We start from the raw sequence: 16,679 nt of genomic DNA on the forward strand, positions 1-16,679 counted from the left end.
TGCCCGAAGCGCCACCATCGGCTGAGGCGCCACCATCGGCTGAGGCGCCACCATCGGCTGAGGCACCATCTCAGGTAATCATTGCCCCGCCGGCAGTGGACGGCCCTGGCCTCGGACCCGTTGTGCCAGCACGTTCCACCGCAGCAATGGTTCTTCCTGCCCAGCCTGAGCTGCCGCCGGAAGCCCCGGAACGTTCCCCTGAGCCGACGACGACATCAAGTGCTGCACCGTCACTTACAGTTACGTCGAGCGCGTCAGCTGTGGCTGTTCCGAAGAAGACACCGGCCGCGCCCCAAGCTGGCACTGAGATTCAGGCTGCGGCAGTTGCAGTGACAGGAAGCCCATTCATCATCCAATTACTGACTGTCTTTGCCCTGCTGGGCGCTGGCTTTGTGTACTTCCGGGCCCTCGGGTCCAAGGGCTTCCGCCCTGCTGCCAAGTCCGGGAAGTAGACAAGCATGACCAAGCTTTTGGCCGACAGCACCCCAATCAACGGCCGCACTGCCGATCCTCGAGCTGTGCGCGTGACCCTGCTGGCCCATTCCTACTGGCCTGAGAACAGTCCGCCCCAGCGCCGGTGGACGGCCCTGTTAAGGGAATTTTGCGCTGTTGGCTGGGAATTTGACGTGGTTACCCCGGTGGCGCACTTTCCGGTGGGGCGGCGCGAGCTTCCCCCCGAACTGGCCGGACGCGCGTTCCGGAGTCAAAAGGGCCAGTTCACTGAGCTGATCCGGAGGGTTCCCTACCTGCCCCACGGCAACTCGCACCTGGCCAGGCTGCTGGACCAGTGTTTCTCGGCAGCTCTGTCGGTACCCCTTGGCCTATTGACGCGACGGCCGGACGTGGTCATCGCGACGGCCCCGAGCCTGCCGATCCTCGCCGCCGGCTACGCGTTGGCACGGCTGCGGGGGGTCCCCCTCATCGTAGAAATGCGCGACGCCTGGCCGGACCTGGCCCGGGATTCGCGCATGGTGCGGGGGCGCGTGAAGAGCGTGGTCGAAATGGCCGTTGAGTTCGTCCAGCAGCATGCGGACATGGTAGTCACTGTCACTGAGGGCTTCGCCGAAACGCTGCGGTCCCGAGGTCTCAAAAACGTCGCAACCGTGAGCAATGGACTCCACGTTGACACCATTCCGCCCTTGGACCCCCCGGAGCCGGAGCGGGATGTGTTCGAGGCTCTCTACCTTGGAAACCACGGTGAAAGCCAGCGGCTTGACGTGGCAATACGGGCCAGTGCCCTGGTAGGCGAAGCCATGCACCTGCATCTCGTGGGACACGGAACCCAGCGACCGGCGCTGGAAAAACTGGCGGCTGAACTTGGCGCTCCCGTGACGTTTCATCCCCCGCTGCACGGGCAGGACGTTATGGAGCGCTATGCCTCGGCAGACACCTGCATCGTCTCGCTGCGGGATGACTGGAAGTCCTTCGAGACCACCATTCCATCCAAGACCTATGAGGTGCTGGCCATCGGTCGTCACGTTACCGCCATCGTCAAGGGTGAGGCGGCACGCATTATCGAAGAAGCTGAGGCCGGGGACATAGTGCCCAGCACTCCCGAGGCTGTGGCCGCCCTGTGGCGCCAACTAGCGGCGGACCGCCCGCGCCTGGTGCGCAACGGAGATAGCCGCCAGTGGGTCCAAGACAACGCGGACTATGGGCACTTGGCGGCCCGCTACATGGCAATTGTTGCCAGTCTCCTCGAAGAAGGCCGGCACTAGCCAATGGTCCAGCTCCTCAAGGCCCTTCGCATGATGATTCGAATTGTCGGACAGCACGTAGCTGATGACCCTGTACTGCTTTTAGTCCAGATCTCGCGGCGGGTTCCCTCGGCAGTGCTCCCGGCGGCCCGCCTCGTAGGCTACTTAGCTCCAAGGGACTCTCTGGGCCTTCCGATACTGCTCGCCGGGCTTGTAAGGGGTGATGATGCCGACATCATCCGCAGGCTCCAATTTGACTCAGCCAAGAGCATCAAAGGGAAGCAGGCTTCCCGGCTGGCGGACATTGCCCTCGCCGCCCGTCAGCCTGAACTAGCTGACAGATTCATTGCTGCGGCGGGAACGGCGATCGGGCTGAACGCCGTCCGCGCAAGACGATTTTGGTATGACGGAGCTGTAAGCGCCGCCGCCGCTGTCCTCAACGGCCCTGACGCCGCGAGTCTCCGACTCAGGCAGCGGCTGACCTCGGAGACTGCCGTGCTTCGGAATTTCGCTCCCGCATTGGCGCGGCGTGATTTTGCTCCGTTGCCCGGCCGTGTGCTCCACCTGCTGACAAACTCGCTTCCCCATACGAACAGCGGCTACGCCCAGCGGTCCCACTCTGCGCTCCTGGCACAGCGGGAGGCAGGGTGGGATGTCTTGGCGGTGACAAGAATCGCTTACCCCGTCCTGGTGGGTAAGATCTTTGCCAAAAGCAATGACATTATAGACGGCATCACCTACCGGCGGCTTCTTCCGGAGATACTCGGCTCCACGGCGGAGTCTCGATTGCAACAACAGGCAGAGGAGCTCCTGCAAGCGGCCATCGAATTCCGACCCAGCATCCTGCACACTACTAGTGACTTCACCAACGGATTGGTGGTCCGGGCCGTGGCTGGGGCCCTCGGCATCCCGTGGGTCTACGAGGTTCGCGGACAGCTTGCCGACACGTGGGCCTCCACACGCGGGCCGGAGGCAAGGAACAGCGAACGTTATCACCTCTTCCAACAACGCGAAACCGAAGTCATGCGTGATGCGGACCTCATCGTCACCCTTGGCGATTCCATGAAGGCCAACATCATTGCTCGGGGAGTCCAGGAAGCGAAAATCATTCTCGCTCCAAACGCTGTTGGCGAGGCCTTTCTCGACGCGCCTGTCGACGTCGCCACAGCCCGACGGGCCCTGGGCATGCCGGAAACCGGAAAATATTTCGGAACTGTCAGTAGCCTCGTGCCGTATGAGGGGATCGACGATCTGATCGCGGTGTTCGACATGCTCGCACCCAGTATTCCGGAACTTCACTTGCTTATAGTTGGAGATGGTGTGTCACTGCCGGGCTTGAAAGAGCACGCCCGCCTGAGCACATTCGGAGACCGCATCACATTCACGGGGCGCGTCTCCCGGGCCAAAGCGCGCCTGTACCATCAGGCGTTGGACGTGTTTGTAGTACCTCGTCTAGATCTTGAGGTCACTCGCTCAGTGACGCCGCTTAAACCGGTCGAAGCGTTAGCGTGCGCTCGTCCGGTTCTGGCGAGCCGGCTTCCGGCACTGCAGGAGATTGTGAACGATGGCGCTAACGGTCTGCTTGCTGCTGCAGGCGATCGTCTCGACTTCGCCACTAAACTGGAACGGTTGTTCAGTTCCGGGGAGCTCAGGGACCGTCTGGGACGGGCGGGAAGGCAAGGCGTGCTGGACCACCGCACATGGCAAGCAAATGCTGACACTCTCAACGTCGCATACCAGCAATTGATGGAGGCTCCTCGTTGAGCACAAGTACTTCAGCGGCCCCGCTAGGGCCGCAACCTACCGCAGTAGCAACTTCCGTTAACCTGCGCGGGCTCCGCCGGGTCGGGGCCCGGCCACCCTTTCTCGATTACTTAGTGTCTCTCTGGGACTATCGGCACTTCATCTTTTACGACGCGCAGTCACGCGTGCAAACCGGAAATGAGCAGGACCGGTTGGGGCGGGCTTGGCTCGTGCTCAGCCCGCTGTTGAATGGTCTCATGTTTTACCTGATCATGGGAGTTCTCCTGAAGTCAGGCGGGGGAATCGAGAACTTTATCTCCTTTTTGATTATGGGCGTTTTTTTGTTTCAAATGTCAACGCGATCCTTATCATCGTCAGCCCGCGTCATTGCTGCCAACAAGAATGTAATTCAGGCATTCCAGTTTCCTCGTGCCAGCTTGGTGTTAGCGGTAAACGTGCGAGAGCTAATCTCAAACGTCCCTGTTCTTCTCACAATGCTTGTCCTCGTGATCATGCTGCCCCCCTCCGAGGAAATTTCATGGCGATGGCTGCTCCTAATTCCCATCGTAGCTCTGCAATTCCTTTTCAATCTGGGCATGGGCCTGATCTTGGCAAGGGCGGTGTCCGTGTTCAACGACGTCAGCCAGTTGATCTCCTACGCATTGCGTCTGTGGATGTATGCATCCTGCCTGTTCTTTTCTATCGACCGTTTCAACGACGCCCCCGGGATCAAGGCGGTGATGGAGTTCAATCCGCTGTACAACGTCCTGCATCTAGCCAGGGAGGCTGTACTGTACGGCCACTCTGGTGAATGGCGCGGATGGGTCATCCTCGGGCTATGGGCTGTTTCGGCCCTTGCAGTAGGAATAGTCGTTTTCTGGCGCGGGGAGGAGACTTATGGGCGAGATATCTGACCTCAATTTTGTGCAGGACACCCCGTCAGTCGTGATCGACAAAGTCAGCATGAACTACCAGACGACGTCGAGGTCACGTGATTCCGACGAAACACGGGGGTCTGCCTGGAAGTCGCTGACGGCCACTATGCGAAAAACCAAAACAGTGAAAGTCGCGGCCCTAAAAGAATTGTCCTTGGTCGTCGAACATGGGGAGTCGGTTGGCATCGTCGGCAGGAACGGCTCCGGCAAAAGTACTCTGCTCAAGCTCGTCGGCGGCCAGGTGCCACCAACTTCGGGGGCGGTCTATGCCACTTCCACTCCGGTCATGCTCGGCGTGAACGCTGCTTTGATTCCTGGGCTGTCAGGTGACCAGAACATCGTGCTGGGCTGCCTTGCCATGGGTATGACGCGTAGGCAGATCGAAGATAAATACGAGGCTATCGTGGAGTTGTCCGGCTTGGAGGACGCCATCCATATGCCAATGAAATCGTATTCCGCTGGGATGGGGTCGCGGCTGAGGTTCGCCATAGCGGCAGCTATAGACCCGGAAATCCTCATTATTGACGAAGCGCTCAACACGGGCGATGCCCAGTTCAAGGACAAAACTCGCAAACGCATGCTGGAGCTCCTAAACCAAGCGGGTACGGTGTTCCTCGTCAGCCACAGCATGTCTACTGTTCTCGATCTCTGTAACCGAGCGATCTGGATCGATCAAGGTGAGCTGATTGCGGACGGCAAGCCGGCGGACGTGGTCAAGTGGTATCGCCTTTTCACACAGAAGCTCGCTGACGGTGACCGGGTGGGGGCTCTGAAGTTGCGACGGCGAATGCTTCACGACCTCCAAGTTGCCGATGTCAGCGACCGAAATTCTCTCCGTCGGTCAAAAGGATGAAAGCCGAGCTCCAGAAGCTGAGAACACTCCTTTGGCACCTCCGATCGGGGGGGCCGCGNCGCGCCAGGTCCGGACCTGGCTGGAACGCGAAGCATTTGAAGCGGGCCACCGTAAACTTGAGACCGTTCGGGGTGCCGAGGGTGTATGGGTCGGGCGCGGGAAGCGACGTCGGCTGAAGTTTCGTCCCGCGGTCATCCCTTTGCGGCCGACTACGTTAACGCCGTCAGCCCGCGTCGGTGTGGTGCTCGATGACTTCTCGGCGGCGGCCTTCGATGCTGAGTGGGTCTGTGTGCAGCTCTCACCAATGTCCTGGCGGGAGCAACTGACAGACAACCCGATAGATTTCTTGTTCGTTGAATCGGCCTGGAACGGCGATCAAGGGCAGTGGTCAGGGAAAATTGCCAGGCAGCACCACTCGCGTTCGTCAGCGTTGGGACAACTGACGGCGTGGTGCCAAGAGCGCGGGATTCCAACCGTCTTCTGGAACAAGGAAGATCCGCCGCACTACGACGATTTCTTACCGGCTGCGAAATTGTTCGACTTTGTGTTCACGAGCGACTCCAACAGGCTGGACGCCTACAGAAGGGACCTCGGACACGACCGTGTGGGAGTCTTGTCGTTCGCTGCCCAGCCGGTCCTCAATAATCCGGTACGTCCGAAGCACGGTTGGCACGAACGAGACGTAGCCTTCGGCGGAATGTACTTCACCGAGAAGTATCCCGAACGCCGCGAACAGCTGGACGTTTTGCTAACCGCGGCGGAGGCCGCCTCCTCCTCCATGTCGACCGGGCTCGAGATTTTTTCTCGACAAATCGATGGTGACCCAAAATACCAGTTCCCGGAGCCATTCGCTGGCAGAGTCGTGGGCGCCCTCGACTATCCCGAGATGTTGACCGCGTACAAGGCCTACAAGACTTTCCTCAACGTGAACTCGGTGGTGGATTCACCCACCATGTGTTCGCGGCGCATCTTCGAAATAATCGCTTCCGGGTCCAACGTCGTCACCACGCCCAGCGCGGCAATCGGCACGCACTTCACTGCCGACGAAATCTTCTGTGTTTCCACAGAAACGGAGGCGGAGCAGTTGCTACGTGCTCTTCACCGAAATCCCGAATTGGGGGAGCGGCAACTCCATCGAGGTCAACGGAGGATTTGGCGAGACCACACTTACCGTGCCCGAAGTGAGCAGATAATTAGCGCCGTCGTACCCGAATTGCGGCCGAGGGTTGAACGTCCATCGGTATCAGTTCTGGTGTCCACCATGCGGCCGTGGCAACTTGAGCACGTCTTCCAAAATATTGGGCGTCAGAACCACGTCGAAACAGAGCTCGTCCTGCTAACGCATGGCTTCAGCGCGGACGTCAAAGAAATTAGCCGAATGAAGGTGCAGTTCGATGTTTCTAATGTGACTCTGCTCTCAGCTACTCGTGAAGTCTCGTTGGGGGAATGCCTTAATATGTGTGTGGCCGCAGCAACGGGAACCATACTCACCAAGATGGATGACGACGACTTCTACGCAGCCGAGTACCTTAGCGATCAGCTCTACGCGCGTGACTACTCGGGCGCCGACCTCGTCGGCAAGCAGGCACACTACATGTACCTTTCGGACCTCAATGCCACCCTGCTCCGCTTCCCGGAGTGGGAGCACCGGTATACTCGGACCGTCATGGGCCCGACAATCATGGGATCCGCGGACGTTTTCCGCAACAACCCCTTTGCCGCAGTGGGCAGCGGAGAAGACACTCGGTTTCTCCGGGACGTCGTTGCCAGCGGCGGCGTTGTTTATGCGTCCGACAGGTTCAACTACTGCCAGCAGCGCGGCCCTGAGGGCCACACCTGGAAGATAAGCAACGCAGAGTTGTTAGCCAGCGGGACATTGAAATTTTATGGAAACTACAGAGACGAAGTCTCTGTCTAACCGGGGGTTTATCCTTGAACACGATTGAAAGCGTAGCTGTCATCGGACTTGGCTACATTGGACTGCCCACTGCAGCGATCTTGGCTGGCAACGGCATCAACGTCACCGGCGTGGACGTCAACTCTGACACCGTAGATTCCGTTAGGCGCGGAGAAGTGCCCTTTGTTGAGCCTGATCTGGCATCCTACGTGGCCGGCGCCGTCAGCCAGCACAAGTTGAGCGCGTCTACCGAGACACCGTCCGCACAGGCCTATATCGTTGCTGTCCCCACGCCGTTCAACGCCGACCATACTGCCGACGTGACATACATCAAGGCCGCAGCGCGTGGCATTGCGCCCCAGCTGGTGGGTGGGGAACTCATCATTCTTGAGTCCACGTCGCCTCCGGGAACCACACAACTCCTCGGGGACTACCTCGTCAGCCTAAGGCCGGATTTGAGCCTCGACGGAGTCGAGGGAAAGCCTTCCATCCACGTAGCTCACTGCCCCGAGCGTGTTCTGCCCGGCCGAATCATGATTGAGCTTGTCACCAATGACCGCATTGTCGGGGGACTAACCCCCGAGGCCGCCCAGCTGGCGAAAGCTCTCTACACGGTCTTCTGTCAGGGCGAGATTCTCGTTACCGATGCCGCCACAGCGGAGATGGCCAAGCTGGTGGAGAACTCCTACCGGGACGTCAACATCGCCTTCGCCAACGAGCTTTCGGTCATCAGCGACAAGCTCGGCATCAACGTATGGGAACTCATTAAACTGGCGAACCACCACCCACGCGTGAATATTCTTCAGCCAGGTCCCGGAGTGGGCGGCCACTGCATCGCTGTCGATCCTTGGTTTATCGTGGCAGCCGCTCCGGACGAAGCCCGCCTAATCCGGCAGGCACGCGAAACCAACGATTCGAAACCGGACTGGGTAGTGAAGAAGGCCCTGGAATCCGTTGGTCACATTCTCTCGCCCAAGATTGCCGTGCTGGGATTGGCCTTCAAAGCGAACATTGACGATCTCAGGGAGTCACCTGCTGTGGCCATAGTTGAACGGCTCAGCGCGAAGCTAGACGGCGGGGACCTCCTCGTAGTTGAACCGCACGTAGACCAACTGCCGCGCCAGCTTGCCGGCGCGGCCAATGTCTCTTTGCACGCGTTGGAGCCAGCGATTGCGATGGCAGACATGGTTCTGCTTCTTGTGGACCATGACGACTTCAAGGAACTCAACCGCGAGCTTCTTGCTGGCAAGCCATTGCTGGACACCCGCGGAATTTGGGAATAAGGGGAATGGCGCGGAACGGACAGGTCGACCCATGAAGCATCCGGACGAAATCGCGCAGATCTCTGCTATCCAGCTCGCCAAGCGTAGGCGTTACGCGGAGAATCTCGACGCAATAGTTAGCGACTACGAGCGACTGCAGCGCGGCGAAAAGTTAGCCGCCCGAAAAGCAGCCGCTCTGGAGAATGAACTCGGTGCCATGCGCCGGGCACGAGACGGATTCAAAGTCCGCGTCGCAGCCCTGCAAAATGAAAATCAAGAGCTCAGATCCAAGCTGAGCGCACTTCGGCGGTCGAAGAGCCTCCGATTGGGGCGGATGATCACCGAACCGACCAGTGCGGCTATAGGCATATCCTCCCGGCTTGCCAAATCGCTGATGCCTTCGCCGAGATCCGTCAGCGTGGAAGGCAGCCGGCTTGAGCCCAGTACGGTGCAAACGAGTGTCCCCTTACCGGTGCAGCGGAGGACTCAACCTGAGGGTGACCCGCAATCTGGGCAACTCGAGCAGCTGGCCATGCTGGTAAGCGAATTTCAGCGCTCACCCTCCAAAGGTGCACTGATGAAACTCATCTCGCACGAATACTTCGTCCATGGTGCCATTGCCAGCCCGGCTGCGCGGGTAAGAGAGAATAGCGAACTTCTTACCGAGGCGTCCGAGGCTGACGGTCAACTCATTCAGAATATTTTGGGCCAGGATAAGCTCCTTGCCTCCCAACCGTTTTTGTCTCCGCGGCAGCCCAATCCCGGATATCTCGTTGAGCAAGACCGCGTCATGTACTGCGCCCACAGCACCGGCAATTACAACACTAACGGCTACGCAACCCGTACTGCTGGTCTTGTGGAAGGCATGGGCGGCCGGGGTGAGGACGTATTTGTCGTGGCGCGTCCCGGGTACCCGTGGGACGTCAAAACTGACGTTTCGGCGACGGAACAGCGAAGGTTCGAGCGAAGCATTTCCGGAGTTCCGCACATTTTCAACCCCGGACCGAGCTGGACGAGTGACCGGCTGGACTACTACATGGCGGACGCGGCGGACATCTTCGTCCGCGAGGCGCAAAGAAGCCGTGCAGGAATTATTCATGCCGCATCAAACTACGTCACCGCTATCCCCGCACTGACGGCCGCGCGCCGTCTCGGGATCCCATTCGTATACGAGGTGCGGGGCCTCTGGGAAATAACCGAGCTGTCCGATAAACCGTGGTGGGCTGAAAGCGACCGATATCGACTCGCCGTGCAGCTGGAGTCATGGGTCGCGCAGGAGGCAGATGAGGTCTTTGCTATCACCAGCCAGGTTCGGGATGAGCTCGTCAGCCGCGGTGTCGAGCCCGCAAAAATCTCCCTGCTTCCGAATTCGGTGGACACTGCCAGATTCAAGCCAATGCCCCCAAAGCTTTCGCTGCGGAACAAGCTAGGACTTTCGGCTGAAACGCTAGTGATCGGCTATACCGGAAGCTTGGTCGCCTACGAAGGAATTTCCGACCTACTTTCTGCGACTAAACTCGTGACTGAACGAGGCCTCGACGCACGTCTGGTTGTCGTCGGAGATGGCAAACAGTTGAGTGAGCTCAAACGTATGGCAGTAGAACTTGGCATCGGCGACCGGGTTGTATTTACAGGGCGTGTGCCAGCCAAAGCTGTGCCAGATTACGTCAGCCTCTTCGACATCATGCCTTGTCCCCGGCGCCGCCTACCGGTGACTGAAATGGTATCTCCCCTGAAGCCCCTCGAATCCATGGCCAGTGGAAAGGCTGTAATTCTAAGCGATCTGGGTCCACTCCGGGACCTAGCTGGGGACGGCCAAGAACGGGCGCTGCTCTGCACGCCTGGGAGCCCCGAGTCTTTAGCGGAGGTACTGATGCGGTTGGGCAGCGATCCCGACTTGCGGCTGGCACTTGGGCGCCGCGCCCGCTTGTGGGCGGTAAAGGAACGGACCTGGACACTCACCGGCCAGACTGCCGCTGCTAGCTATCGTCGCCTCCGGGGCCGCAGACCACCGGTTACCGGAGCCCGGGTCAGGGACCTCAAGATCGGCATTATTGCGGATCAATTCACCCTCGAAAGCCTCTCGCCGGAGGCAGACTTCGTGGTCCTCCGTCCCGCGACTTGGAAAGAACAGTTGCAGGAATGCCCACTCGACGCCTTATTCGTCGAATCTGCCTGGGAGGGCACTGAGGGGTTGTGGCATCGGAAAGTCGGTTACTACGACGACAACGAATTCGCAACCCTCAAGTCACTGCTCGCCCACTGCAACGCGAATCGAATTCCGACCATCTTCTGGAATAAAGAAGACCCGGTGCACTTCAATCGTTTTCGGGTCACGGCAAAGCACTTTGACCATGTGTTCACAACTGACTCTGGCTGTATTCGGAAATACGTTGTTAACGCCGGCGCTCGGCTGAAGACCGTTGCATCCATGCCCTTCTACGCACAACCGCAGCTCCACAATATCCTTCCATCGAAAAGACTCTACGAGCACGCCGTCAGCTATGCGGGTTCTTATTACGGGGACAAATATCCCAAGCGCTCAGCGGAGCTATCCAAATTGTTGACTGCAGCCAAGCCATTTGGGCTCGCGGTATACGACCGCCAGCATCTCAACCCGGACAGCCCCTATCACTTCCCGGCTGGCCTGGACCAGTGCCTCCGTGGAGGACTCACCTACACCGAGACAGTCGAGTCTTATAAGGCCCACCCTGTTCACATTAATGTGAACTCGGTTGACGCCTCTCCGACGATGTTCTCCCGTCGTGTCATGGAAATCGCGGCTTCCGGTGGAGCTGTGGTGAGCGGAACTGGCGAAGGCGTAGAGCAGGTGCTGGACGGGCTCGTGCCCGTGGTGCAGGGTGAAGATGAAGCGCGCTGGCTGATGGGGGAATGGATGGGCCATGAAGAAACCCGGGCTCGCGACGCTTGGCTGGCGTATCGATTGGTCTACCGGGGTCATACGGCCGCCCACCGGCTGGCGTATGCCCTCCGCACCGCGGGCCTGGCGGTCCTTGCGCCAGAACCTCCGACCTATGCGGTTTTTACGGATCACCCTTCCGCCGAATTGATGGCCGCCTTAGCGCGACAGACCGTGCCACCTCGTTACGTCTTCGCTTCTCCAGGCGCATCGACTTCACCGGCGCCTGCCGGCGTGGTGGAGGTCACTGATCTTGACGATGCGAGGCGTGCGGCGCAAACGGCGGGCATGCAGTTTCTCGGGACTCTGCAGGACGGAATCGAGGACCGCACAGTATTCGAGGATCTCCTAACGACCGCTAACTTCGGCGACTGGGGTAGCGTCGGATATTCCGAGGACAACCTGACAGTCTCCGGACTGGGTTTGGCGCAGCATATGATCTCGGGCTTCGATTTGCCCCGGATTGAAGCAGTTCAGGAGCCCACAGTGCCCGCTGATCTGACACTCCGCCGGCCGTTGGTGCGGCCTCCAAGTCAGCCAATGTTCGAGAATTCCTCGGGGATTGACCCTGCGCGGCAAACGGTTCTGATCGCAGGGCACGACCTCAAGTTTGCCTCGGGTCTGGTTTACGAACTCAGGCGTACCGGGCACACTGTTTTATTCGATCGCTGGCTCGACCACAACAAGCATGACGAAGAGCAAAGCCTGAGTCTCCTCGCGCAAGCAGATACCATCTTCTGCGAATGGACCCTGGGCAACGCGGTCTGGTACGCCCGCAACAAGATGCCGCACCAAAGACTCGTTACGCGAGTCCATTCCCAAGAGATCTTTAGACCATATCTAAAGGATGTGGAGTTTAGTAACGTCGACCAGCTTGTCTTCGTCGGGCAGCACATCGTGGACATAGCTGTCCGTGACCATCGAGTCCCCGCCGAAAAATGTGTCGTGATTTCCAATGCCGTCGACGTCGAGGGGCTGACGCAGCAGAAGAGAGCAGACGCTAGGTTTAACCTGGGCTTTGTCGGCATGGTGCCTGCGCAAAAGCATCTTGACAAGGCTCTAGACGTGCTGAAATTGCTGCGTGAGTCGGATGACAGGTTTACGTTGTTCGTGAAGGGAAAGGGACCAGAGGACTTTCCGTGGATGAGCGGCCGGCCGGCCGAGATGAAGTACTACGAAGTGCTACGCGAGAGAATCTCTTCGGATGCCGCTCTCACTGGCGCCGTCATTTTCGATCCCCACGGAGACGACATGACGGACTGGTACGCCAAAATTGGTGTCGTCCTCTCCACGAGCGATTTTGAGTCGTTTCATATGACGTTGGCCGACGGCGCTGCTTCCGGAGCAGTCCCGGTCAGCCTAGCGTGGCCCGGGGCCGATCAGATATACCCGACCACATGGCTACATGCGGACACGGACGCGATGGCCCGCCACATCGTTGAAGTCTGCCGCGACGAAAAGATGTGGCACGTCGCTGCCAGTGCTGCCAGAGACTTCGTTGCTGACCGGTTTGACCGTGAGCTGTGCTTGCCAGCACTCGCGGCTCGAGTTGTCGGCAGGGAAGGTCCAGGTTCCGTGGACTCCACTAGTCGAAAGATGGGTGGGTCGTGAGCGTCCCCCCGGTGAATAGCGGCCTGGATGAACTCGTCGTGCGGATTTCGGAAGAGGTTCAAGGACTCCGTGCCGAAAGAACGTCGGATCAGTTGCGACGTGAAGTACTTAACGCCAAGAAGGCCCACGGGACCGGGGTAGACGACATTTGTGCGCGCATCATCTCAGCGGTCCTCGCTGCGCCGGGATCGCCCCGTCACCGCGCCGAATTGATGGACGAAATGCTTAGCCTGCACGCTTGGTACAGGCTGCACCGTGGGCTGATGTGGCAAAAGATCGACGGGGCCGCCCGGTATGCCCCCGTTTCGGCTCAGTTTCAGCGTCTGGAAACCACAATCAGACGTTGTTCCAGCAATGGCCTGGTTTCCGTCGGTGTGTCGAACCACTTACTCGGGATGCTCCGGTCAGCATTCGAGGACTACGAAGCGGCCGCGGGGCTTTTCCGCCGAGAGATATTCAATCCATCCACGTTCATGTCAGGCTTCTACAACGGATCTTCAACTTTTCAGCCGCCCTCGGTAGCATGGCGGGGCCTACACGAAATTGCGGCGCCCCTTGAAAAGTTCTTTTCTGTTAGCCGCACTTACACAACGCAGCTCACTCAAAATTCCGGCCCGCTGTTCGTGTTCTCCGCAGATGCAAACTATTTCAATGGGCTGGCAGGGGACATGCTTGACTCATTACTGCAGTCGGGCATAGAAATTGATGTGGATATTGTCGTCATCGCTGATCCGGGCGACGTCCACATTGTAGCCAATCAATTCATTGCCGCGTTAGATCGGGCGGGCGCCTCTGGGCGAGTGATGGTTGCCCAGACGGAATACGACATCCGGACGATGTCCGCTCTAGCAAGATACCTCTGGGCGGGTGAGCAACTGTCCCGGAACGCGCGCTCCTGTGCGATCTTCGACCTGGATGTTCATTTCACCAAGGATGCCTTTGAAGACCTGGGGCTACTCACGGATGGTGCAGACTTAGGGCTAAGCTACGGCGTTTATGGCCGGGCTGTCGCGCCCTGGTCCACATACTTGGCGGGTGCCACTTTTGTCCGAAGCGGAAGCCTTGGAAGATTCTTCTTTGACCGCTTCCGCTGGTTCGTTGGAAAGAGCCTGGCCGTGGGTCAAGGCCAGTGGTTCATCGATCAGAACGCAATCTTCGCCGCGGAGTACCTGACCACCAGACTGTTCCCCGCCGGAAACCGAACCAACCTAGGCGGCCTTCTCAACAAGATACTTGCCAATCTCGAAGTGGATAGAGTCACCGCGATTAAACGGAATGCGGTTCGCTAGATCCACTATTCGGGCCCGTGATCTTTGCGACAAAACTGCGGTATTCCTGCGTCTTGGCTTCCTCTGGAGGTTCACTCCAGTAACTAGAATGGGGAAGTATTACAGACCAAAAAGGGTCTCTGAGTGAGCGATTATACCACCGGTAACTATTCTTACGGACGGTCGGATATCGAGTCGCGGGCCCGATAAATCAGGAGCCCTCGTGAAATCAAGATCCAGAAGCGTCCATCTCATTGGGACCGCGCTTTCCCGGGTTCGTCCTGACGCTACTCCGGTCAGGACGGCGGGAATTCTGATATTTTCATTGCTCTTAGGTGGAGCGAGTGCTGCTCCGGCCACCGCTGCAACGCTGAACGAACAGCGCGCGGTCTTGCGGCAGGCACAGTACGCTGCAGCCCAGGATTACGTGGACTCCCGCACCTTCGTTCCTCTACTTCAGCGGGCCAACGGATTGGCAGTCAAGAACTCCATCGCTTCCGGGTCGGCATCACTAACAGTTGTCGGCGACGAACTCTTGGCCGCCGCTACACAGTCGGCTATGGATGCTGCGGCGGTTAAGTTGAAGGTTGAGGTGCAGCGGGCTGCGACCGTGAAGAAGAGTGGGCAGCAGCTGGTGGTGTTGAAGGATTTGCGGGCGAAACACCAGGGCGTTGCCACGACAGCTTTGGCGGATGTTCTGGCAGGCCGGATCACGTCCGCGGCGTACCAGGAGTCAAAGGCCCGGGCGGGTGCTTTCAGCACCCAGCTGGCTGCGGACACAGGCAGGCAGCTGGGGGTGTTAGGAAAAGCGGTGGAGGCCCCGGCGCTTGGAGCTGCGGGGTATGTAACGGCACTAGAGCTCAAAACGGGCAGTATCCCTGCGGTGCCCGGTTGGGTCGGATTTGCCGGCGGGTGCGCGCTGCCGGTCGCAGATTCAACGTACATTCCCAGGCTGGCCACATCTGGTCCGAATGTGGCGACGACGGCTGCGATGGCTGCGGATGCGACAGCGAAATCCTCGCTGGACCCTGCCCTCGGCACAGTTCACGCGCAGCTCTTGCGCGCGGCGTCGAATGAGGCGGGGCTGGTGTTGAGCCTGGACGCACTGCGGGCGGCGTATGTGTTGAGGGTGCCGCGGCTGGGGTATGGCTGGTTGTCTGGTGGAGACACAAGGGCGAAGAGTGTTTTGGCTTCGGATGCAAAAAAAGTGCTTGTGGCAGGGCCGACGGGGATGGACACCATGGCGGCCTCGCATTTGTTGATGGCGGCGTCGTCTGCGGTGGACTGGGTGAAGTTGGCGGGGTTGGAGGAGACGGTGCTGGTGCGGTGGCTGGGGCCGCAGACGTGTCTTTATGAGGATCGGGATTCGTTTGTGACGACGCCGACGAATATGGCGTCGATTCATAACGCGGCGAATTTTGTGGCGGGGGCGGTGTTTTTGAAGCGGTGGCCGGAGCAGGCGGCGGCGTTGGCTCAGGTGTCGTTGAAGTCCATCCAGCCTGCGCTGCAGATGATCACTGCCGACGGCGGGACCCAGGAGGGGCCGGGGTACTGGAATTACCAGAGCAGGGCTGTGGCGGTGTTGTATTCGACGCTGGCCAATGCGTATCGAAGTGTTCCGGTGGCGATGCCGTCACTGGCGAAGGTTTCGGGGTATGCGTTGAACAGCACCAGCCCGGACGGGCTGCCCACCCCGTTTGGGGATGCGCTCCCGCAGGAGTTGAGTGCGCTGATGCCGGCGTGGGACGCGCGGGTGCGGGGTGATGCGGGGGTCGCGGCGTGGGTGGCTGGACGGTTCGCGCAGAAACCGGACGCGTATCTGATGTGGTGGCGGATTGCGCCGGGTGCTTTGCCTGCGAAGCTGACCTCGGTGTATCCGCAGACCGGGTTTGCGGCATTGCACGTGCCCGGGAGCACGGCGACGTTGAAGGGCGGGTCGAACGTCTTGACCCACGCGCACCTGGACCTGGGCACGGTGTCGTTCTTCCGCAGGGGGATTCAGTGGGCGGTGGATCCGGGCATGATGCCGAGCAGTACCTCGGGGTACTACTCGGCGCTGCAGCGTTACACCTACTGGAAGCCGGGGACCTCGGCGCACTCCACGCTCACGATCCCGGGGGTGAACCAACCTGTCACGGCATCTGCGGCGATCAAAGCAGTGTCGACAATCGCGGCGTCGGTGGATTTGCGGCAGGCTCTGCCGGGTACCAGTACCGCGACGAGGACCGTGACCCACGGTAGTACGAGCATGGTCATCAAGGACGTCATCCGGGCTGCCACTGCCAAAGACTTGACCTGGCAGTGGGTTACCGATGCGAGTGTGAGTATCGGGACGAACCGGGCGGTGTTGCGGCGTGACGGGCAGGCGATCACGATCGTTTTCAGCGGAGTCCCGGCCGGATCCGCCCTTACCGCGGTCCCGGCACCGGATACCGGCCCTGACGGCAAGGCCTTGACCATCCTCAAACTCACCATGCCCCAGATCACCGCACT

At 59.5% G+C, this 16,679-nt stretch carries 9 protein-coding genes; all 9 read left to right on the forward strand.

The window, feature by feature from the left end:
- Positions 1–458: 458 nt before the first annotated feature.
- On the forward strand, positions 459–1,718 hold the full coding sequence (locus K789_RS0114165) for a glycosyltransferase family 4 protein (protein ID WP_024367326.1): 1,260 nt from the start codon (positions 459–461) through the stop codon (positions 1,716–1,718).
- 3 nt (positions 1,719–1,721) lie between these two features.
- On the forward strand, positions 1,722–3,461 hold the full coding sequence (locus K789_RS0114170) for a glycosyltransferase family 4 protein (RefSeq protein WP_024367327.1): 1,740 nt from the start codon (positions 1,722–1,724) through the stop codon (positions 3,459–3,461).
- Positions 3,462–3,574: 113 nt separating this feature from the next.
- Positions 3,575–4,354: an ABC transporter permease gene (locus K789_RS0114175; protein ID WP_024367328.1), complete on the forward strand. Its 780-nt coding sequence runs from the start codon at positions 3,575–3,577 to the stop codon at positions 4,352–4,354.
- A complete protein-coding gene (locus tag K789_RS23175; protein WP_024367329.1) occupies positions 4,338–5,228 on the forward strand; it encodes an ABC transporter ATP-binding protein in 891 nt (296 codons plus the stop codon). Before K789_RS0114175 ends, K789_RS23175 begins: the two co-directional genes overlap by 17 nt.
- Complete coding sequence (locus tag K789_RS0114185; RefSeq protein WP_084507566.1) at positions 5,188–7,146, forward strand: glycosyltransferase; 1,959 nt, start codon at positions 5,188–5,190, stop codon at positions 7,144–7,146. The genes K789_RS23175 and K789_RS0114185 overlap by 41 nt, the downstream gene beginning before the upstream one ends.
- A gap of 14 nt (positions 7,147–7,160) precedes the next feature.
- Positions 7,161–8,408, forward strand: a complete 1,248-nt coding sequence (wecC, locus tag K789_RS0114190; RefSeq protein WP_024367330.1) for a UDP-N-acetyl-D-mannosamine dehydrogenase — start codon at positions 7,161–7,163, stop codon at positions 8,406–8,408.
- 31 nt (positions 8,409–8,439) lie between these two features.
- Positions 8,440–12,918: a glycosyltransferase gene (locus K789_RS24095; RefSeq protein ID WP_024367331.1), complete on the forward strand. Its 4,479-nt coding sequence runs from the start codon at positions 8,440–8,442 to the stop codon at positions 12,916–12,918.
- Positions 12,915–14,207: a hypothetical protein gene (locus tag K789_RS0114200; RefSeq protein ID WP_024367332.1), complete on the forward strand. Its 1,293-nt coding sequence runs from the start codon at positions 12,915–12,917 to the stop codon at positions 14,205–14,207. The genes K789_RS24095 and K789_RS0114200 overlap by 4 nt, the downstream gene beginning before the upstream one ends.
- Positions 14,208–14,613: 406 nt before the next feature.
- Positions 14,614–16,679: heparinase II/III domain-containing protein (locus K789_RS0114205; protein ID WP_035739833.1), on the forward strand; the 2,066-nt coding region annotated here is incomplete at its 3' end.

This window comes from Arthrobacter sp. TB 26 (assembly GCF_000427315.1).
Classification (GTDB): domain Bacteria; phylum Actinomycetota; class Actinomycetes; order Actinomycetales; family Micrococcaceae; genus Arthrobacter.